Below are 20,333 nucleotides of genomic sequence, written 5' to 3'. Positions count from 1 at the left end.
ACAAAAACCTCAAAATATTGAAATCTTGGGCCAATAAATTGCGCCCATAAAAAAAATATCATTTTTATTTAAATTAAGTGAAAAAGGTGTTGATAACATGCCGCATTATCTGTAATATGCGGCCTTCGTTAGTGCTGCAGGGTGCTTAGCTCAGTTGGTAGAGCGTCGCCCTTACAAGGCGAATGTCAGCGGTTCGACCCCGTTAGCACCCACCAAAAACTTGCACTGACGAAAATTTGAGCTTTAACTGAATATGTACTGATTTTATCAATACATAAAGTTCAAGGAGTGGTAGTTCAGTTGGTTAGAATACCGGCCTGTCACGCCGGGGGTCGCGGGTTCGAGTCCCGTCCACTCCGCCAATATTTTAAAACCCTTATAAGTGAAAACTTGTAAGGGTTTTTTCTTTTGCACTTATCAAAAAGCTGCCAACGTTTTCCTGTGCTAAGCTTGCAAATGTTATAAAGCAGGCTTATCGCCATACTGCTAGGCAGGATGGCTGACGATATAAGCGCCCCTATTACCCTACTCCAACTTTTATATAGATTGCGCCTCTGCAACCGGCATCAATATATAGTGTATGCCGGTATCGCTAAACATTTGCTTGAGTTCGATCACCAAGCTTTGTAACTCGGCAAAACTGGCATGTATCATAAACTGCACACGTTTTTGGCGGCCTGCAACCTGCTCCACCAAGCTAAGCTCGGCATGCTGCCTGCCATGCCCGTTGACATTACTTGTAGTAAAACCAGACACCTGATCTTTTTGTAACAGTAAATCCACCAATGTTTCTTCTAAACTCACTGGCGCCATAAGTATTAATAATCCTTGCTCACTTGGATACTGACTCATTTTGCCGCCCCATTAAAAAACCTGCGATAAAAGATTGGCAACAACACCAATGTAAGCGCTGTAGAGCTCACCAGCCCGCCAATCACCACAATGGCTAAAGGCCGCTGAATCTCAGAGCCTGGCCCAGTTGCAAATAGCAAAGGAATTAAGCCAAAAGCAGCAATGCTGGCAGTCATCAACACAGGCCTTAACCTGCGCTTTGCACCTTCCACCACGATAACCAGCATTGCCATACCCTGCGCCTGCAACTGGTTAAAATAACTAACCATCACCACACCATTTAGTACAGCAATCCCAAGCAATGCGATAAAGCCTACAGAGGCAGGTACGGATAGGTACTCCCCTGACAACCAGAGCGAGAATACGCCACCTATCATTGCAAACGGGATATTAGACAAAATCAATACTGACTGCTTCACTGATCCAAATGTCGCAAACAGCAATAGGAATATCAATCCGATGGCGACCGGCACCACAATAGCTAAACGTGCAGATGCTCTTTGCTGGTTCTCAAACTGCCCACCAAACTTTGCCGCATAGCCTTCATCAAATTTAACCTCTGCCTGCACACGCTGCTTGGCTTCCTCCACAAAACTCACCAAATCACGATCACGCACATTGGCTGTTACCACCACGAAGCGTGCGCCGCCCTCCCTATCGACCTTCACAGGACCCTCTTCACGCTCAATTCTGGCCACAGCGGAAAGTGGTATATTTGTACCATTGTCCAGTGTCAGCATTAAATTGCCAAAGTCTGCTGGAGATGCTCGTAAATCCTGACTGCCACGAATCAACACCGGAGTGCGCTTTTGCCCCTCCTGCACCACACCCAACTGCTTACCTTCAAGCTGGGCAAGCAATATGGCCTCTATCTCGGTAACGCTTAATCCTAGACGCCCTGCCGCCATTCGATCAATTTTGATTTGCAGATACTGCACACCACTGTTTTGCGGGGTGTATACATCCTGGCTGCCAGGAATAGACGTTAAAATTTTAACAATCTGCTGTGCCTTTGCATTCAGTGTCGCTAGATCTGGTCCAAAGATTTTAATCGCCAGATCACCACGCACGCCTAATATCATTTCATTTACACGCATATCAATCGGCTGTGTAAAACTAAAAGCTAGGCCCGGTAACTGATTCATCACTTTACGTAGCTCATCAATTAGTTGCTCTTTGGTCGCTATACGCCACTCACGCATGGGGTTTAATATCAAAAAGTTATCCGTTTGATTCAAGCCCATTGGGTCCAACCCTAAATCATCTGAGCCAACACGTGAATACACGCCTTTCACTTCTGGCACCTGGCTTAATATCGCACGCTGCACATTCATATCGGTGATGATGCTTTGATTAAGGTTAATCGACGGCAATTTCTCTACCCCAATGATAATGTCACCCTCATCCATCACCGGCATAAACGTCTTACCAATCTGGGTATACACCACGCCGGTGAGTGCAAGCATTACCAGTGCAGCAATCACAATCACCTTGGCATGGGCTAAACACCAAATCAATATAGGCTCATAAAGGGCCAGCGCTTTACGCACCAGCCATGGATTATCGTGGCTCACTTCTTTTAGCAAGAATGAAGACAGCATAGGAATCACCGTCAGCGACAATAAGAGCGAACCTGCTAATGCAAACATAATGGTCAAGGCTACTGGGGTGAATAACTTGCCCTCCAAGCCCTGCAGTGTGAGTAAAGGTAAAAATACCGTGATAATAATTAGCACGCCAGCGGTAACCGGCACGCTAACCTCACGTACTGCCCGATAGATAATATGCATACGTGGTAATGTGCCAACCTGCTTTTTATCTGCCAGATGCGAAACCACATTTTCCACTACCACTACCGCTGCATCCACCAGCATACCGATAGCAATAGCGAGCCCACCCAGACTCATTAAATTGGCAGACATACCAAAACTGCGCATCAATAAAAAAGTAAACAATGCAGCAAGCGGCAGAATAAAAGCAATGGTGAGTGCTGCTCTAAAATTACCCAAAAACAGTACCAGTAAGATCAACACCAGCACTACGGCTTCAAGCAAAGCCTTGGTCACGGTATTAACAGCACGTTCAACCAAACCGCCCCTGTCATAAAACACATTAATTTTGACGCTTTTAGGCAACTGCGGCGCTATCTCTGCCAGCTTAGCTTTTACACCTTCAACCACTTTTTGCGCATTGGCACCTCGCAAGCCTAACACCAAGCCCTGCACTGTTTCATTCTGACCATTGCTGGTCACGGCACCATAGCGCGTAATTGATCCAATACGTACAGTCGCAACATCAGCCACCCGCACCGACATGCCATGATCTGTACGTACCACGGTGTTTTCAATATCCTGAATGGTTTTAAACCCACCCTCGGAGCGTACCAGTAAAGAACCTTCCCCATCGTTCAAGCGCCCAGCGCCACCGTTTCGATTGTTGGTTTGTAGCACTTGCTGTAACTGATTAATCGCCACACCTCTTGCGTACATGCGAGCATTGTCCGGCACGATTTCAAAACTACGCACTAAGCCGCCTAGCGCATTAACATCCGCCACACCTGCAACTGTGCGTAACTGCGGGCGAATCACCCAATCCAACAGGCTACGTCGCTCCTGCAGACTCAGTTCATCGCTCTCCACGGTGAACATAAACATTTCACCTAAAGGTGTAGTCATGGGCGCCATACCGCCGGACACATTGTCCGGTAAGTTAGACCAGACAGCATTTAAACGCTCCGACAGTTGCTGCCTAGCCCAATAAATATCTGTACCATCTTCAAAATCAATTGTGATGTCAGTAAGTGCATACTTAGCGACAGAGCGCACCCCCACCTGATGCGGTATACCTAACACTTCAACCTCTATCGGTGCAGTAATTCTTGCCTCGACTTCTTCTGGCGTCATACCAGGAGCCTTAACTACAATCTTAACCTGTGTGGAAGATACATCTGGAAAGGCATCAATTGGTAACGCCCGATAAGCAACCGTGCCGGCTACGGCCAAACCTAGCGTGGCAATTACCATAAGCAACCGTTGCGTCAGGGCAAACTGAATCAGCTTAGCTAACATCACTCACCTCCCAACCCCAACCAGGTACCTTTAATTGCAGAAACACCAGTCACTGCGATTTTCTCGTTACCGGCAAACGGCGCATCAACCACAGCCTCGTCCACCTGCTCAGAAATAACCGTCACGTTAATCGGTTTAAAGCCAGCTTTCGTTTGCACAAATACCAAGGCACGGTTACCTTGTCTTGCAAGTGCGGACTTAGGCACACTAAAATACTTAGACTGGTCGCCTAAGTTGATTTCAGCTTCCACAAACTGCCCCGGCGATAATTTCTCCGCACCTTTGGTAATTTCAGCTCGCAAATGCAGCGTCTGGTCAGCCTTATTAACACTACGAATCACGGCAATAAGATGCCCACTTGCTTGTAGCTTAGGCACCTGTACTTGCATCCCCTCTTTCACAAATGGTAAGCCTTCAAGTGGCGCATGAATCTCAAGCCACAGTGGAGCCAGTTTGGCAATTCGGTATAAAGGCATAGCCATATCAACACGCTGCCCGGTTGTCACCATTTGCTCTAGCACTTGTCCGGAAATTGGCGCAACTAAACTAAGGCCGCTAGCCATCCCAGTTGATGGGCTTAGCTTTGCAATCGCGTCGTCACTTACACCAGCCAACCTTAACACTTGCCGACTCTGCGCTAAATTGGCACTAGCCTCATCATGCGTACTTTCGGTTTCTAAATAACGGCGCTGAGCAATAACGCCTTCCTTTAATAACTCCGTGTCACGTGCCAATGCCTTTGCAGCTAGCTTGTTCTGCGTTAACGCCTGCAGATAATCACGTTGTAAACCTAGCAAGTCGGGGCTGATTAAATGCGCAATTACTTGCCCTTTTTTAACCGTCTGCCCTGCTGCAACATGCATCTGATCTAACAAACCGGACTGTGGTGCGCTGACAATGCGCTCCTGACCAACTGGAATCACTATTTCGGCCGGAAAGCGGCGGCTGCTTAATAAAGTATTTTTACCGATGGGGGCAACTATTACACCCAGACTTTTTTGTTGCACCAGGCTCATCACAACATCAGCAGCCAGCACATTGCCGCTAAACAATACAAGCGAGGTGATTAATACGAGAAAATAGTTCACGAAAGCACTCCTAAAAAAGCAGAAAACTATTCGCGACAAGCACGAATATTAAATCTAGAGCTTTTAGGAGAATAGGGGTGGAGCGCGCGGCCCCGCTACAGACTGAAGAAAAGGAGGAATACTAATATGCGCCGTAAACGCATATTTATAACGCCGAATAGAAATGGCGAGTAAGGGAATAATAAATAACACCAAAAACAGAGGCACCGGTAATGCCTCTAAATTTTTAGTTTTAGTTAAAGCTTTATCCACCCCAATCACCTGTACATCATTGACGTTCTTAAACGTGTGTACTGTATCTAATGACTGAAACAGTCCAGCTTCATGCATGTGCAAGCCATGCCCATAAGCGGGGGTATCTGCCTGCACATGCGCATGGATAAATGGGGTAAAGGCTTGCAATATCGCAAACCAAACCACGACCACCATCAATAGTTTTTTATGCAAACCTTTGAACATGGAATAAATGTATCAGCTATTGAGGGTGATGACAAACGATGTATTTAGTAGGTTCTTTTTCTAGGCGTGAAAGTATGATGGTTATCAATATGCCTAAATGTGATGCGGCCATTGTTCACATCATAAGGAGATAGCTCCAGCGTAACCTTATCACCCGCCAAAATGCGAATATGGTTCTTTTTCATCTTACCACCTGTATACGCGATCAATACATGACCGTTATCTAAGGTCACACGATAACGTGAATCCGGTAAAATCTCAGTTACCACACCGCTCATTTCAATCAACTCTTCTTTTGCCATTGCTTTGCTCCAAAATCATGTAAGACCCGTGTTAAAGCAAAAAGCGAATCAAAAGTTGATGCAATCGTAAAACGTTGGGAATATTGAGTATAAAATAGTTTACGCAAGCACTACTTAACGCACGCGCACTATAGCCCTAGAAACCTAATTTAGCAAGCTAATCAGTTAAATAAGTGCCTGATTTTAATAACTATCAAGTATACCCCTACAAAGATAATTCAAATTGTGCTTGACAGCCTGTCAATTTGTCCGTAAAAAGCAATGTAGGCGTTTGAATTTTTAATTTTTTAGTCTTTCGTAGATTGATTGCATTTAAAAACCCGAACTTTCAGGGTGCCTCCCTTTTTTAAAAAGTATGGAATAAGATATGGCAACAGGTTTAGTAAAATGGTTTAATGACTCTAAAGGTTTTGGTTTCATTACTCCTGACGCAGGCGGTGACGATTTATTCGCACATTTCTCAGCTATCAACGATAGCGGTTACAAAAGTTTGAAAGAAAACGAACGCGTATCTTTCGACGTGACTGACGGACCAAAAGGTAAACAAGCTTCTAACATTCAGAAGATTTAGTACTTAAAGAATCCATTTAAAATGACCCTTTATCGGGTCATTTTTTTTGCCTATAGATTTAGTATTTGCACTATCAAGCGATGAACGTTTATTCTTATACTTAATATAAAAATTGACTCCAAAGTAAGATGGTGGCTTGTTACAAGCGTGACATCATGTAACAATCACCCAAAAGGATTAATCAGTCGGATCTTATGGAACAAAAACTAACACCACTTGAAATTGCTCGCCAAACTTTAATTCAGCTATCAAAGAGCCAGAAACCGCCTACGCCGGAAAATTACAGCAAAGTTTATGATGAGATTGCAGGCGGCGCTTCATCCAATGGCAAAGCTTTACTAGATGTCACACTCAACAAGATACTGGTAGAAAAAGGTAAAGAACATCCCAAATACGCAACGATTGCAAAACGTATTCCAAACCTGATTGAAAAGAACGACGCGGTTAATCTGGATGCACAACTGCGTGCACTGATTATTAACGATGCAGATAGCGATGTGCAGTGGGCGCCGCTATTACGCTATTTACTTAAACAGCTAGAGCTTAACCATACAGAACTGACCCCATCAAGCAAACGAGAGGGTTTAAATCGTGTCATCTCTACATTTGGCAATGATCCGGCTCAACTGGCTGAAAAGCTTCAGACCCTCATCACCTCATGGGGCGAGGGCAAAGCTGCAGATATTGAAATATCGGCCAACCATACACCAGCACCCAACCATCATGATGTAGAAAGTGCCAAACAGGTGCTGCATTACGCAGACCATAACGGCTCTACCCCTACTGCCGATATCGCTATTGCCTGGCGTGACATACTGGTAAGAACCATTCGTATTATTGTCATGCCAAAATTCGCAGATTCGCCCAGTGCCGCAAATCGTGTGGAAGAGCTGATTAAACAAGCAGAGTCTGCACAAACCTTAGAGCAAATCGAAGAACTGAACGGCGCATTACGCTCAACCCTACTACGCGCAGAAATGCAAACTGACGCACAACGCAGAATGCAGGAAGCGCTGATTGAAATATTACGCCTACTTGTTTCCAGTATGGCGGAACTGACCATTGAAGATGAATGGCTACATGCACAAATCGCTATCGTTAAAGAGATTGTCTCTAAGCCTTTAAAAATTGACACAGTGTATAACGCCGAAAGCAGCCTGAAAGAGCTCATTTTCAAACAGGCGCAAATTAAACCCGGCCTGATTGAAGCCAAAGAAACTCTGAAAAGCATGGTGAATACTTTTGTCAGCAGATTAGCAGACATCACTTCATCTACCGGAAACTACCAGAGCAAGATTCAGGAGTACCACAATCAAATTAATGCCGTAAACGATATTACTGAGCTCAATTCGATACTAGAGCATTTAGTAGACGATATTGGCGAAATGAATACTGAGGCCAAGGCTAACCATGAGACGCTGCTAGAGTCTCAGAAAAAGGCGCAAGAGGCCGAAAAGAAAATCAACGAGCTGACACTCAAGTTGGATTATATTAGCGAAGCAGCCCATGAAGACTTCCTCACAGGCGCTTTAAACAGGCGCGGTATGGATGAGGCCTTGATTCGTGAATTTGAGCGCTCAGACAGGCACGGCACGTCGCTATCGCTGGCGATGCTGGACGTTGATCACTTCAAAAAAATCAATGACACCATGGGACACTCTACAGGCGACAAAGCGCTGGCCCATTTATCTAAAGTGGTAAAAGGTATTTTGCGCAGCACCGATGTTTTGGCGCGCTACGGTGGCGAAGAATTTGTAATTCTGCTGCCAGGCTCCAACCAGAATGATGCAGTCACGGTGGTGTCTGGCTTGCAGCGTGACCTTACCAAGAACTTTTTCCTACACAATAATGAACGTGTGCTGATCACATTCAGCGCAGGCGTTGCAGAACGCGTGCACGGTGAGTCTGTAGATAGCGTTCTGCCAAGAGCAGATGCCGCACTATATTTAGCGAAGCAATCCGGGCGCAACCGCGTTGTAGGGGCAGAGCCACCCAAAGCGCATACTGAATAAAATCTCGTGAATAGTATCTAAGCTAAGATACGTTGCATGCTTTCAGCACTTTAATCGAAAGCAAGTAGTTTAGGGGCCTGTAGAGAAGTAAGCATTCACAATTGAGCATAAAAAAAGGGCCAACCTCGCGGTTGACCCTTTTCTTTTATGACAGAATACTCAAACAGCTAGGCCTGCTTAAGTACCCATTTCACAATCGTTTTAATATCATCATCTTTCACTTGCGGGCTATTAGGTGGCATTGCCATTTTGCCCCAAACACCACCGCCACCAGCTTTTACTTTTGCAACCAAACGTGCTTCTGCAGTTGCATCGCCTTTATATTTAGTTGCTACATCTTTGTAAGATGGGCCAAGAATCGCATTCTGGATTCCATGACACATCAAACATCCGCTCTTTTGTGCAAGACTTTCTGCTGGATCAGCAGCATTAGCCGCCTGTGCACTAAAGAGCAATGCACTTAATAAAACTGTTTTCTTTAATAGAGACATTTTATATTTCCTTATGACTTAAAAAGTTACAGACTAAATACGTTCATTGCGCCGCCACCAGGTGCAGCGTTGTATTTCACTAGATCTTTATAACCACCGGCAGCACCCAAGCCATCAGTCGCGTTAGTTAAACCTAGGTTCATTGCCACGCCTGCCCAGCCACCAATACCAGATAGCACGCCTACATACTGCTTACCCTTATTGCTGTAAGTGATGGCATTACCTACTACGCCTGAACCTACTTGGAATTTCCACAACTCTTTACCATTGTTAGCATCAACTGCTTTAAACCAGCGATCCAATGTGCCGTAGAACACTAAGTTAGTTGAGGTAACCAATGCACCGCCCCAAGCTGAGAACTGCTCTTTTTTATACCAAGCTGATTTGCCTTTTAAACCATCCCAAGCCATAAAGCCACCCATCACACCATCAGGCCCTGGGAACATGGTTAAGGTTGAACCTACCCATGGCTGACCTGCAACGTATTTAGATTCCACTGGCTCATACGTCATACACACATGGTTAAGCGGTACGTAGAACATGCCTGTTTTTGGTGAAAATGCAGCAGGCTGCTGGTCTTTTACCCCAAGTGCAGAAGGACAAATACCCTGTGCGTTGTAATCTTGGTGAGTTGAGAATTTAGGATCTTTATTCGGTATACCAGTTTTAAGATCTACATTAAATGCCCAGTTCACAAACGGATGCATTTTGTTTGCAACTAGCAATGAGCCATTAGTACGGTCGAATGTATAACCAAAACCGTTACGGTCAAAGTGGCTAGCTAATTTCTTGCCTTTAGCTTCCCACAAGATGATTTCATTCATGCCATCATAATCCCACTCGTCATGCGGCGTCATTTGATAGCCCCATTTCGCCTCGCCAGTATCTACATCACGTGCAAAAATCGTCATAGACCATTTGTTGTCACCTGGACGTACGTCTGGGTTCCATGTACTTGGGTTACCAGTACCGTAGTACATCAGATTTAGTTTTGGATCATATGAGTACCAACCCCAAGTCGGGCCACCACCGTTTTGCCAGCCGTCTTTTTTGGCTTGTGGTTTCAACCAGGTTTTCATACCTAGGTCTTTTTCAGGGAACTTTAATTGATCTTTAGGTAAGGCTTTAAATGAACCGCCAATTTTATTACCGCCGTTAACATCTTGGTAAAGTGATAACGCACTGTAGTGCGGATTATCTTTATTGAAGTCATTACCGATCAATACATCTTGGTCTGAGCCTGTGCTATATGCACGCCATACTAAAGCACCATCTTTAATGTTGTAAGCGCTGATATAGCAACGTACGCCGTATTCACCACCTGAACAGCCTGTGATTACTTTATCTTTAATCACATGCGGTGCGTTGGTGTTTGATGCGCCCTCTTTAGGGTTTGTTACTTGGGTATCCCATAGTTTTTTACCAGACTTAGCATCTAAAGCGACTAACAAGCCGTCATTTTGTTGCAGGAAAATCTTGCCTTCGCCATAGCCTAAGCCACGGTTAACGTTATCGCAGCATAGTAAAGCCTGTGTTGATGGATCTTGTTTCGGGAAATAAGACCAAAGAATTTTTTGGTTGTCGTTAAGATCAAGTGCGTAAACATTATTAGGGAATGCTGTATGCACGTACATAACGCCATTCACTACCAGCGGCGCGCCCTCATGCCCACGGTTAACACCAGTTGCAAAAGTCCAGGCAAGTTTCATGTTTTTCACATTGCCTTTATTGATTTGGCTCAATCGGCTGTAACCAGAATTGCTAAAATCTTTACGTGGGTGCACCCACTGATTATCATCTTTCATGAGAGTTGATAATTCATCTTCAGCAAAAGCTGGAGTACTTAGCATGCCAAACAGGCCTGCACTTAAAGCTAGGCTAACGCCAAATTTACGTTTAAATAGATGATTCATGTTGCATCCCCAAATTATAAAATTATTTAAGTTCTGTATTACTAATCTCATGCATTGAAACGATATTGGTAACAGTGCTAATATTGCAACAGGCATGCCAACACAATAAAAAGCCGCAAAATTAAATAAACTTTTATTAAAATTTTATTAAAAATCAATGAACTAAAATTTTCGTGGGAACAAATGCTTTTTCTGAGTAGAGAGCATTTAACTTTTGATACTGTGTCAGAATTGAACAGTTGTCACGTGACAGTTGTTCAATTAAATTAAGGTAGTTAGCCAATATATGAGTAATGCTGCAACAGATAAAACCCCTGCCATTCTGCAAGCCAGAAACGAGTTTCTGAGCAATGGCAACGTAGAGCAAGGGGCGATTGCAGAAGCGATTGAACGCTCATGGCGACGCTGTCTGGCTAATGGTATCGATACCAACTCGCCTTCTAGTTTAGAAGTAGTCACCGCACAGGAGCTAGCGCTCAAACGCGAGCAAAACCAGCAACTGCTTAAACTTGCGCAGCCTGAGATGGAAACGCTAAACGAGCAAATCGCCCATACCCGTAACGTAGTGATACTGACCGACGATGAAGGTGTGATTCTGCATAGTCTGGGCGGCCACCACTTTTTAAATGAGGCACAACGCATCGCCTTATCTGCCGGCGCATCCTGGCATGAAGACCACAGAGGCACCAATGCCATTGGCACGGTGCTGATTGAGCAATCCGCACTTACCGTGCAAGGTGCTGAGCACTTCATGTCATACCATCACTCGTTAAGTTGCTCAGCTGTGCCGATTTTTGGGGCTGAGAATCAGTTAATTGCCACGCTGGATGTCTCCAATGACTCCAATATGTCGCAACAGCATACGCTGGCGCTGGTGAAGATGTCTGCGCAGATGATTGAAAACCGCTTATTCTTGGCAAGCCACCAAGGCGAGATCGCACTGCATTTCCATGCGCGCCCAGAGTTTATTGGCACGCTATGGGAAGGTGTGGCTATCTTTACAGACGGCGGCCAATTAGTTGCGACCAATCGCAGCGGCCAATTCCAGCTGAGCCTAAACACCAGTAAAGCAGCATCACAGCAAGGTATTAACTTCAACAATCTGTTTGATATCCCGTTCGCAAGCCTATTAAGGCAAATAGGCGCGACTGATAAATTAATCGTGCCATTAAGATTAAACAATGGCGCGCGTATTTATGTGCAAGTGGAACTACTGCAAAAGAAACAGCAGATTAGCACCACGCCTGCTGCCGTTGTCAAAAGGACCAGTGCCGCCAATTTAGATTTACTCGATAGTGGCGATGCAAAAATCTCACGGGCGGTACAGCAAATCAAACAAGTGCTGTCGCGTGATATTCCTATTCTGATTCAAGGTGAAACCGGAGTAGGTAAAGAGCTATTTGCACGTGCGATTCACGAAGCCAGCGCACAGCACAAAGGCCCGTGGATTGCGGTGAACTGTGCCGCACTGCCTGAAGGTTTAATCGAGGCCGAACTATTTGGCTATGAAGAAGGCGCCTTTACCGGCGCGCGCCGTAAAGGCAGCCCGGGTAAAATTGAGCAGGCCAATGGCGGCACTTTATTTTTAGATGAAATTGGCGACATGCCACTGTCATTACAGGCACGCTTACTAAGGGTACTGCAGGAGCGCACAGTAACCCCGCTCGGCAGCACAAAAACCATCCCGGTTAACTTTTCACTGATTAGTGCGACTAATCTAAAACTAAAAGAGAAAGTAGAAGCTGGCGAGTTCCGTAGCGATCTGTATTACCGACTCAATGGCCTCAGTGTGGCACTGCCACCGTTGCGCGAGCGCTCTGATCTACAAGCGCTGATTGATGTTATTTTACATATTGAGCAGGCCGGCACTGTAGAAATTACGCCTGAAGTGCTGGAGATATTCCAAGCACACTCATGGCCAGGAAATATCCGCCAATTGCATAACGTACTCAGAACCGCCATTGCGCTGGCAGATGGTGCGACCATCAGCACGCTACACCTGACGCAAGATTTTATTGATGAAATGTCACTAACCAAGCCAAGTTTAAGCAGTAACGCAGCATCCAGCTCATTGGATTTAGACGACCTCACCAGCCAAGCTATCAAGCAAGCAATGCAAGCCGAAGCCGGCAACGTTTCCGCAGTTGCGCGCCAGCTCGGCATTAGCCGCAATACGCTTTATCGCAAACTTAAGGCAATGGGCATTGCTTAACAGTGCCCTACGCTGGCTTAATACTTATCTTAGCTAAGCGACACGCCACAAACTAGGCGCTAAAGCTTAAGTCATTACACAGGAACGTTTCATGATAGGCATTTTACTGGCTGCTGGTTTTTCACGGCGTTTTGGCGCAAGCAATAAACTGTTACAGCCAATGGCTGATGGCCGCCCTATCGCACTTGCTGCGGCGGAAAATCTAAAACAAGCCATACCAACCTGCATTGCCGTGGTACGGCCAGAAAACACTGCGCTCGCAGCGCTATTACAACAAGCTGGCTTAACCGTATTTGCCTGCAAAGAGACTGAACAGGAAATGGCAGATAGCTTATCTGCAGCCATTCGCTTTTCTGCTAATTTCGAGGCTGCCAGTCAAGGCTTTATGATTGCATTAGCGGATATGCCATATATTCAACCAGCGACTATCCGCACGGTTGCTAATAGACTCAGTAGTCGTAAATCTATTATCATCCCTACCTATCATGGGCAGCGTGGACACCCTGTTGCTTTTGCTGCTAAATACCGCAGCGAACTAGAGAATCTGCAAGGAGATGAAGGCGCACGCTCTATCGTCAAACGCTATACCAATGAAGTTTGCCTGCTAACGTGTGAAGATAGCGGCATTTTGGCAGATATTGATACGCCGCAAGATTTAGAGCATATCGATTTAAAGCGCTAGAGATTTAAAACCTTAAGCCGCGCAACTCACTTCACGCGCTAAGCCTACCGTAGTTTGCTGTGCCCGCACCTGTATCAACTCGGCCAGGATTGCAACGGCGATTTCTGCCGGGGTACGGCTGCCGATGCGTAAACCTACAGGGCCACGCATGGTGGCGATCTCCGGCTCACTGAGGTCAAACATGCGCATACGTTCACGCCGCTTTTCCTGATTTTTTTGCGAGCCAAGCACCCCTACATAAAACGCATCTGATTTTAGCGCCTCAAGCAAGGCCATATCATCAAGCTTAGGGTCGTGCGTCACCGCTACAATGGCAGTATGCGCATCTGGCGCGATATCCAGCACCACGTCATCCGGCATGCCATAAACCCATGTTACGCCGTCCACATGCCACTCATCCCGAATCTCTTGGCGCGGCTCACACACCAGCACCTCAAAATCTAAAGCCTGCGCCATGCTAGCCAATGTTGACCCTAACTGATTAGCGCCAATAATGAGCAAGCGCCACTGCGGGCCAAAGTAGCTATGAAACCAATCACCCTCGATGCGTGGCACCCCCTCAGGCAACACTTCTGTTAATTTAACTTCACCGGTACTGATGCGGATTGAGCGCTTGGTGAGTTTTCTATCGCGCAGATTCTGTACGATAGGCAACAACTGTGATGCTTGCTGCAATGGCTCAACAAAAATCTGTAAACGACCGCCACAGGGGATTCTAAAGCGCTGCGCATCCTCACGGCTAATCCCATACTCCATAACGCTAGGTTGGGTAGGTAGTGTTTGATTGCGCGCTTTATCGGCTAAATCATCCTCAATGCAGCCGCCGGATACCGAGCCGATTAAATGGCCGTCATCTCGTACCACCAACACCGCACCTGGCAAACGCGGGGCGGAGCCCCATGTTTGCACCACGGTAAACAGGTGTGCTTGATGGCCGTGATTCAGCCAATCAAGCGCGCGCTCTAATACTTCTAAATCCGCAGACTTCACAGCATTAAGCCAGCTGACTGCCAATCGGCAATTGGCGAATACGCTTACCCGTTGCCGCAAAAATAGCATTAGTCACCGCAGGTGCTACTGGCGGCAAGCCTGGCTCGCCGACACCGCCCATTTTTTCGGTACTTGGCACGATATGCACATCTACCTTAGGCATATCCTGCATGCGCATCACTAAATAATCATGGAAGTTAGATTGCTGCACTTTACCTTCTTTAAAGGTAATTTCACTTTGCAGAGCGGCACCCAAGCCAAAGGAAATGGACGATTCCATTTGCGCTTTAAGCGAGTCTGGGTTCACAGCCAAGCCGCAATCAATCGCACACACCATACGATGCACTTTTACCGCACCTTGATTCACTGACACCTCTGCCACTTGCGCGACAAAACTGCCAAAAGACTCATGCACCGCGATGCCGCGATAAACGCCTTTAGGCAAAGGCTTGCCCCACTCGGCTTTTTCAGCAGCGAGATTAAGCGCAGCTAAATGTCGCGGATGAGCTTTAAGCAGTTCACGGCGATAATCCAAGGGATCTTTATTCGCAGCATGTGCAAGTTCATCAATCAAACTTTCCATCACAAAGGCAGAGTGGCTATGCCCAACTGAGCGCCACCAAAGTACAGGAATAGTCGCCTTCACGGTATGCAAACTCACATGATAGTTAGGGATACCTTTCAAATATGGTGAGTCGGCAATGCCTTCTACTGAAGTCGCATCCACCCCATTTTTAATCATAAACGCCTCAAATGGCGTGCCCAACATAATAGACTGCCCTACGGTTACTTGCTCCCAAGCGGCTGGGGCACCATTGGCATCTAACCCGATTTTAGCTTTGTGCACATACATTGGGCGGTAATAGCCGCCATGCACGTCATCTTCACGGCTCCAAACCGTTTTAACCGGCACACCTGCAGCCTTGGCTACCTGTACCGCTTCGGACACAAAATCCGCAGCTGGATTAGCACGACGGCCGAAACCACCACCTAAAAACAAGGTGTGAATTTTGACTTGCTCAGGCTTGAGCCCAAGTATTTTTGCTGCAGCCTGCTGGTCTGTGCCCTGCATTTGCGTGCCGGTCCAGATTTCACAAGCATCTTTATCGATACGCACTGAGCAGTTAAGCGGTTCCATCGGTGAGTGTGCCAAATATGGCAGTGCATATTCCGCTTCTATAGACTTTGTCGCCTTTGCTAACTCAGCTTTACTGTCTCCTAGCTGCGCTGCCACCAAACCTGGTTTGCTTGCTAATGCGCTGTATTCTGTCAGCATTACGGCTGAGTCTAAATTTGCATTGGGGCCTAAATCCCACTCTACTTTAAGTGCATCGCGCCCCTGTTTGGCCGCCCAGTAATGGTCCGCAATCACGGCTACGCCAGTCGGCACTTGCACGACATTGCGCACACCTTTAATTTGTTTAGTTGCACTGGCATCAAACGATTTAACCGTACCGCCAAACACTGGCGAACGTGCCACCATGGCAGTCATCAGACCATCAAAATGAATATCCTGACCAAATACCGCAGTACCATTAATCTTTTCTGGGCCGTCTAAACGCTTAGTCGCTTTACCAATCACTTTCCAATCTTTAGGGTCTTTCAGCACAACCGCTTTAGGTGTTTCTAATTTAGCTGCAATCTCTGTCAGCTCACCGTAGCTAAGCTTGGTATCACCGCTAATCACAAAACCGTTTTCAGTTTTAAGGCTATCTCTAGCAACACCTAATTTTTCAGCCGCAGCACCAATCAACAGTTGGCGCGTCAGTGCACCAGCTTGGCGATAACGGTCAAATTCAGACCAAGTAGTAGAAGAACCACCCGTGATTTGTATACCGTAAGCCGTGTGCACATATGCTGGTGCTGCAGCTGCATGCTCAACTTTAATTTTGCTCCAGTCGGCATCCAGCTCTTCGGCAATCAGCATAGGCAATGTTGTCCAGATGCTTTGTCCCATCTCGCTGTGAGCAAGCATTACCGTAATCGTGTTGTCCGTACCAATGCGTAAAAAAGCATTTGGTTCAGGCAGCTTAGCAGCGGCTGCGCCAGCATTATCAGGTGCGGCACCTGGCATTAAAAAGCGTTTAGCGGTAGGGATAGAGAAAGCAATCACCAGCCCGCCAACCACAAGTGCTGAGGCTTTCAGGAAAGTACGTCTTGAAATATTTAAAGGGGAGTTCATGTGATGGCTCCTTAAGCTAGCTTAGTGGCAGCAGCATGAATCGCTGCACGGATACGCGGATAAGTACCGCAACGACAGATATTGCCGCTCATTGCTGCATCAATATCAGCATCGGTAGGCACTTGATTCGTAGTGAGTAAAGCTGTCGCCGCCATAATCTGGCCAGACTGACAGTAACCACACTGCACAACATCAATCTCACTCCACGCTGCTTGCACCGCTTGGCCAACTTTATCATTTTGAACATCTTCAATCGTCACGATTTTTTTACCGGCGGCTGCAGAAACTGGCGTAATACATGCACGTGTAGGCTGTCCATCAACATGCACAGTGCATGCCCCACATTGCGCCATACCACAGCCAAATTTGGTACCGGTAAGATGCATCACATCTCTTAATGCCCATAAAATCGGCATATCATCAGATACATCCAGTTGCTGTTCTTTACCATTGACATTCAAAGTAATCATGATGGTCACCCTCTAATCTGTTGTTTTAATATTTTTTTTTTATAAACTGATGCAGAAACTACCGTTTTAACACTTATAACAATTTATGCAAAAATAGCACTATCGCATACTGTTAGCTATCATTATATGGAATAATCTGGAATTGATAATTCCAGATTATGGATAGCACCAATCATGCAAAATCAATTAGAAATGCTACGCATATTTCAAGCCGTAGCTGAATCCTCAAACTTTAAAGAAGCCTCAATTCGGCTCGGCATCTCACCGCAGTCTGTGACGCGCGCAATTAAAGAGCTTGAAGAGCGCCTGGGCGAACCCTTGTTTTACAGAAGTACACGTAACACTACCATTACCGAATTTGGTAAGCAAATGGCGCTCAAAAGCGAGGGCGTGATTGAGCAGGTTGATGCGTTATTCCAACTCCACCAACACGCACAAACGCCGCAGGCAATTGCTGGCTCAGTCAAGATTACGATGCCAAATACCTTTGGTCGCCAATACCTACTGCCAGCGCTTACAGACTTTACCAAAGACTATCCAAACATTCAGCTCGATTTAAGATTCTCTGACCTTATTGATAATGTAGTGGCAGACCAAATGGATATAGGGGTTCGCATTGGCTTTTTTAGCAACAACAGAAATGTCGCGAGACGTGTGAATGAAATTAAATTTCATATTGTTGGCGCACCTGCACTCCTTGCTAAAACTGGCGTACCCCAGCAAGTAAGTGACCTATGTGCCATGCCATACACCGGACTGATTGACCAAAACACAGGCAGAATGTGGTCGTGGTCTTTTGCGGACGAACCTGATTGCTTTCCCAGCACCCCAGCGTTCATCACAGATGACATTGAAGCAGAACTCTCGGCAGTGCTTGCCGGCATCGGCTATGGTCAACTGCCTGACTTTATATGTGAGAAATATCTCAAAACCGGGCAGCTGGTGGCCGTACTAGAACATCAATCACCCGCACCATGGGGCATTTATGTCTACCGCCCACAACGTGGCCCCGTTGCAGAACGTGTACGCGTACTATTTGATTATCTGGCACAAACCTTAAGTGAAATTAAGTTCAGCTAACTCTACAACTGATTAATTAATACATACGTTACAACTACGCAGTGAACTAAGCCCGCTAGTAAAGGACAAAACACCCATACTGTTTAGTATCAAGTAAGCTCATTTAATAAATGTTGCTGATGCCACTTAGCATTTAGGAGTCACTGATGTCAGGAAATTACCGCGTATTAATCACAGGTGCCAACCGCGGCCTAGGTTTGGAATTTGCCAGGCAATATGCACAAAATGGCTGGCAGGTATTAGCGTGCTGCCGCGCACCACAGCTTGCCGACCCCTTACAAGCTTTGGCAAAAGCACATAGCAACATTCAAGTGTTAGCCTTAGATGTTGCTGATTTTGCACAAATTGACGCGCTAGCCCAGCAGTTAAAAAATACAGAAATTGACCTACTGATTAATAACGCAGGCGTATACCCCGACAGCAGTTCCACTCATATCAATACCGATGACTGGCTAGATGCGTTCACAGTGAACAGCATCTCCCCATATAAAATAACCACCGCCCTTACCCCACACGTTGCAAAAAGCCGCCTTAAAAAGATTGCCTCGCTCACAAGTAAAATGGGCAGCATAGACGATAACACTAGTGGTGGCAGCTATATATACAGGAGTTCCAAAGCCGCCGCCAATATGGTGATGAAAAGTCTGTCCATTGACCTGCAGCCGCTAGGAATCTCGGTTGTCACATTACACCCTGGCTGGGTACAAACAGACATGGGCGGCAGCAATGCACTGATTGACACAAAAACCAGTGTTACTGGCATGCGGCGTGTCATTGACCATTTAAGCCTAGCCACCACCGGCCGCTTTATTGCCTATGACGGGCAACCTATACCATGGTAGGCAAGGCTTTGGGTACATCGCGCTGTGGCGCATGTTAATACTGTAAATAACAAGTCTTTAACATCTAACAGCCTATTTCTTCAGCCGCTGAGCATAGTTAGAGCCGATTAAATGCGCAACATTAGTATCACCGCCTAAAGTCAGCACTCTCAAAAAATATCGATATTGCATTTGAACTTTCCCGCACTAGCACTCTCGAACATAGAGTGCTAAAATGACTCATCAAGGAGGGGTAAGTACGAATGACTAATGCTTTAACAGTACCTGTATTAACGGCAGCTGACAGTCTAGATCAATATACTAGAGCGATTAAAGCCTATCCTATTTTATCGGCTGAAGAAGAGCTCGCGCTCGCAACCCGATTCAAAAAAGAAAATGATCTTGAGGCTGCTCGCCAGTTGATTGTTTCACATCTACGTTTGGTAGCGAGTATCGCTCGTGGCTACATGGGCTATGGCCTGCCACAAGCCGACCTTATCCAAGAAGGCAATATTGGCCTGATGAAGGCAGTAAAACGCTTTGACCCTGAGCGTGGCGTACGCTTGGTTTCGTTTGCCATGCATTGGATTAAAGCAGAAATTCACGAATACATCGTACGTAACTGGCGTTTAGTTAAAATCGCCACGACCAAAGCTCAGCGTAAGTTATTTTTTAACCTACGCAGCATGAAAACTGGTATCAACACCATGCAGCCAAGTGAGATTGATCATATCGCTCGCGAACTGAATGTGAAGCCTGAAGAAGTACTGGAAATGGAGTCTCGCCTGAATGGTCACGAGATTTCGCTAGAGAGCAATATTGATGACGACAGTGAAGAGCATTACAGTCCGATTGCTTATCTGCAAGACGAGAGCTTGACGCCACCAGATGCACTTGAAGCAAAACAGTTTGAAATGGCCGAAACCACAGGCTTGGCCTCAGCACTTAACCATTTAGATGAGCGTAGTCGCCGCGTGGTAGAGGCGCGCTGGTTGCAAGAAGATGCTAGCAAAACCCTGCACGAACTGGCAGATGAGTTTGGAGTATCCGCTGAACGCATTCGTCAAATTGAGCAAAAGGCGATGCTAAAAATGAAAACCTTAATGTTAGCGAATCGCTAATACGCAAGAAACAACAAAG

The 20,333-nt window shown here is 46.1% G+C and carries 17 protein-coding genes and 2 tRNA genes; 9 read left to right on the top strand and 10 right to left on the bottom strand.

The genetic code is table 11. The annotated features are described in order from the left end of the window. Window positions 1–139 precede the first annotated feature (139 nt). Together VGD82_RS09490 and VGD82_RS09485 are read left to right on the top strand one after the other, a co-directional pair. A tRNA-Val gene (locus tag VGD82_RS09490) sits at window positions 140–215 on the top strand. A 70-nt stretch (window positions 216–285) separates the two neighbouring features. After that, window positions 286–362 (top strand) — tRNA-Asp (locus tag VGD82_RS09485). Window positions 363–537: 175 nt separating this feature from the next. Here the strand turns inward: VGD82_RS09485 and VGD82_RS09480 are convergent. The 5 genes from VGD82_RS09480 to infA all read right to left on the bottom strand — a co-directional run bounded on the left by VGD82_RS09480 (window position 538) and on the right by infA (window position 5,769). Next, the gene (locus tag VGD82_RS09480) at window positions 538–852 is read right to left on the bottom strand and encodes a DUF3240 family protein (protein WP_331020160.1); all 315 of its coding nucleotides are present in this window, start codon (window positions 850–852) and stop codon (window positions 538–540) included. Continuing rightward, on the bottom strand, window positions 849–3,920 hold the full coding sequence (locus VGD82_RS09475) for a CusA/CzcA family heavy metal efflux RND transporter (protein WP_331020159.1): 3,072 nt from the start codon (window positions 3,918–3,920) through the stop codon (window positions 849–851). The genes VGD82_RS09480 and VGD82_RS09475 overlap by 4 nt, the downstream gene beginning before the upstream one ends. Continuing rightward, a complete protein-coding gene (locus VGD82_RS09470) occupies window positions 3,920–5,008 on the bottom strand; it encodes an efflux RND transporter periplasmic adaptor subunit (protein ID WP_331020158.1) in 1,089 nt (362 codons plus the stop codon). The genes VGD82_RS09475 and VGD82_RS09470 overlap by 1 nt, the downstream gene beginning before the upstream one ends. A gap of 63 nt (window positions 5,009–5,071) precedes the next feature. Further along, window positions 5,072–5,467, bottom strand: a complete 396-nt coding sequence (locus VGD82_RS09465) for a hypothetical protein (protein ID WP_331020157.1) — start codon at window positions 5,465–5,467, stop codon at window positions 5,072–5,074. Window positions 5,468–5,511: 44 nt separating this feature from the next. Further along, a complete protein-coding gene (gene infA, locus VGD82_RS09460; protein WP_331020156.1) occupies window positions 5,512–5,769 on the bottom strand; it encodes a translation initiation factor IF-1 in 258 nt (85 codons plus the stop codon). Window positions 5,770–6,136: 367 nt separating this feature from the next. On the opposite strand from infA, the gene VGD82_RS09455 reads away from it, so the two are divergent. Both VGD82_RS09455 and VGD82_RS09450 read left to right on the top strand, forming a co-directional pair. Beyond that, entirely contained in the window at window positions 6,137–6,340 is a 204-nt protein-coding gene (locus VGD82_RS09455) for a cold-shock protein (RefSeq protein ID WP_015832706.1), read from the top strand. Window positions 6,341–6,534: 194 nt separating this feature from the next. Further along, complete coding sequence (locus tag VGD82_RS09450) at window positions 6,535–8,352, top strand: diguanylate cyclase (protein WP_331020155.1); 1,818 nt, start codon at window positions 6,535–6,537, stop codon at window positions 8,350–8,352. Window positions 8,353–8,519: 167 nt separating this feature from the next. Here VGD82_RS09450 and VGD82_RS09445 read toward each other — a convergent pair whose 3' ends face one another. Both VGD82_RS09445 and VGD82_RS09440 read right to left on the bottom strand, forming a co-directional pair. Continuing rightward, window positions 8,520–8,843, bottom strand: coding sequence for a c-type cytochrome (locus VGD82_RS09445; protein WP_331020154.1), 324 nt, complete (start codon window positions 8,841–8,843; stop codon window positions 8,520–8,522). 26 nt (window positions 8,844–8,869) lie between these two features. After that, on the bottom strand, window positions 8,870–10,756 hold the full coding sequence (locus VGD82_RS09440; protein WP_331020153.1) for a methanol/ethanol family PQQ-dependent dehydrogenase: 1,887 nt from the start codon (window positions 10,754–10,756) through the stop codon (window positions 8,870–8,872). 286 nt (window positions 10,757–11,042) lie between these two features. Between VGD82_RS09440 and VGD82_RS09435 the strand changes: the two genes are divergently transcribed. Next, window positions 11,043–12,968 (top strand): sigma-54-dependent Fis family transcriptional regulator, encoded by a 1,926-nt coding sequence (locus tag VGD82_RS09435; RefSeq protein ID WP_331020152.1) that lies wholly within the window; start codon window positions 11,043–11,045, stop codon window positions 12,966–12,968. 91 nt (window positions 12,969–13,059) lie between these two features. Next, a complete protein-coding gene (locus VGD82_RS09430; protein WP_331020151.1) occupies window positions 13,060–13,650 on the top strand; it encodes a nucleotidyltransferase family protein in 591 nt (196 codons plus the stop codon). 12 nt (window positions 13,651–13,662) lie between these two features. On the opposite strand, the gene VGD82_RS09425 is transcribed toward VGD82_RS09430, so the two are convergent. Genes VGD82_RS09425 through VGD82_RS09415 form a run of 3 tightly spaced genes read right to left on the bottom strand, consistent with a single transcriptional unit; the run spans window position 13,663 to window position 17,292 of the window. Beyond that, window positions 13,663–14,640, bottom strand: a complete 978-nt coding sequence (locus tag VGD82_RS09425) for an XdhC family protein (RefSeq protein ID WP_331020209.1) — start codon at window positions 14,638–14,640, stop codon at window positions 13,663–13,665. Between the two features lie 4 nt (window positions 14,641–14,644). After that, complete coding sequence (locus VGD82_RS09420; protein WP_331020150.1) at window positions 14,645–16,822, bottom strand: xanthine dehydrogenase family protein molybdopterin-binding subunit; 2,178 nt, start codon at window positions 16,820–16,822, stop codon at window positions 14,645–14,647. An 11-nt stretch (window positions 16,823–16,833) separates the two neighbouring features. Further along, window positions 16,834–17,292, bottom strand: coding sequence for a (2Fe-2S)-binding protein (locus VGD82_RS09415; RefSeq protein ID WP_331020149.1), 459 nt, complete (start codon window positions 17,290–17,292; stop codon window positions 16,834–16,836). A gap of 174 nt (window positions 17,293–17,466) precedes the next feature. On the opposite strand from VGD82_RS09415, the gene VGD82_RS09410 reads away from it, so the two are divergent. The 3 genes from VGD82_RS09410 (at window position 17,467) to rpoH (ending at window position 20,314) form a co-directional block, all read left to right on the top strand. Then, complete coding sequence (locus tag VGD82_RS09410; RefSeq protein ID WP_331020148.1) at window positions 17,467–18,372, top strand: LysR family transcriptional regulator; 906 nt, start codon at window positions 17,467–17,469, stop codon at window positions 18,370–18,372. 146 nt (window positions 18,373–18,518) lie between these two features. Continuing rightward, window positions 18,519–19,214: an SDR family oxidoreductase gene (locus VGD82_RS09405; RefSeq protein WP_331020147.1), complete on the top strand. Its 696-nt coding sequence runs from the start codon at window positions 18,519–18,521 to the stop codon at window positions 19,212–19,214. A 242-nt stretch (window positions 19,215–19,456) separates the two neighbouring features. Further along, on the top strand, window positions 19,457–20,314 hold the full coding sequence (rpoH, locus tag VGD82_RS09400) for an RNA polymerase sigma factor RpoH (protein ID WP_331020146.1): 858 nt from the start codon (window positions 19,457–19,459) through the stop codon (window positions 20,312–20,314). The last annotated feature ends 19 nt before the right edge of the window (window positions 20,315–20,333 follow it).

The sequence above is a fragment of the Methylotenera sp. genome, from assembly GCF_036401095.1.
Taxonomy (GTDB): domain Bacteria; phylum Pseudomonadota; class Gammaproteobacteria; order Burkholderiales; family Methylophilaceae; genus Methylotenera.
This window is presented reverse-complemented; position numbering and strand designations above follow the sequence as displayed.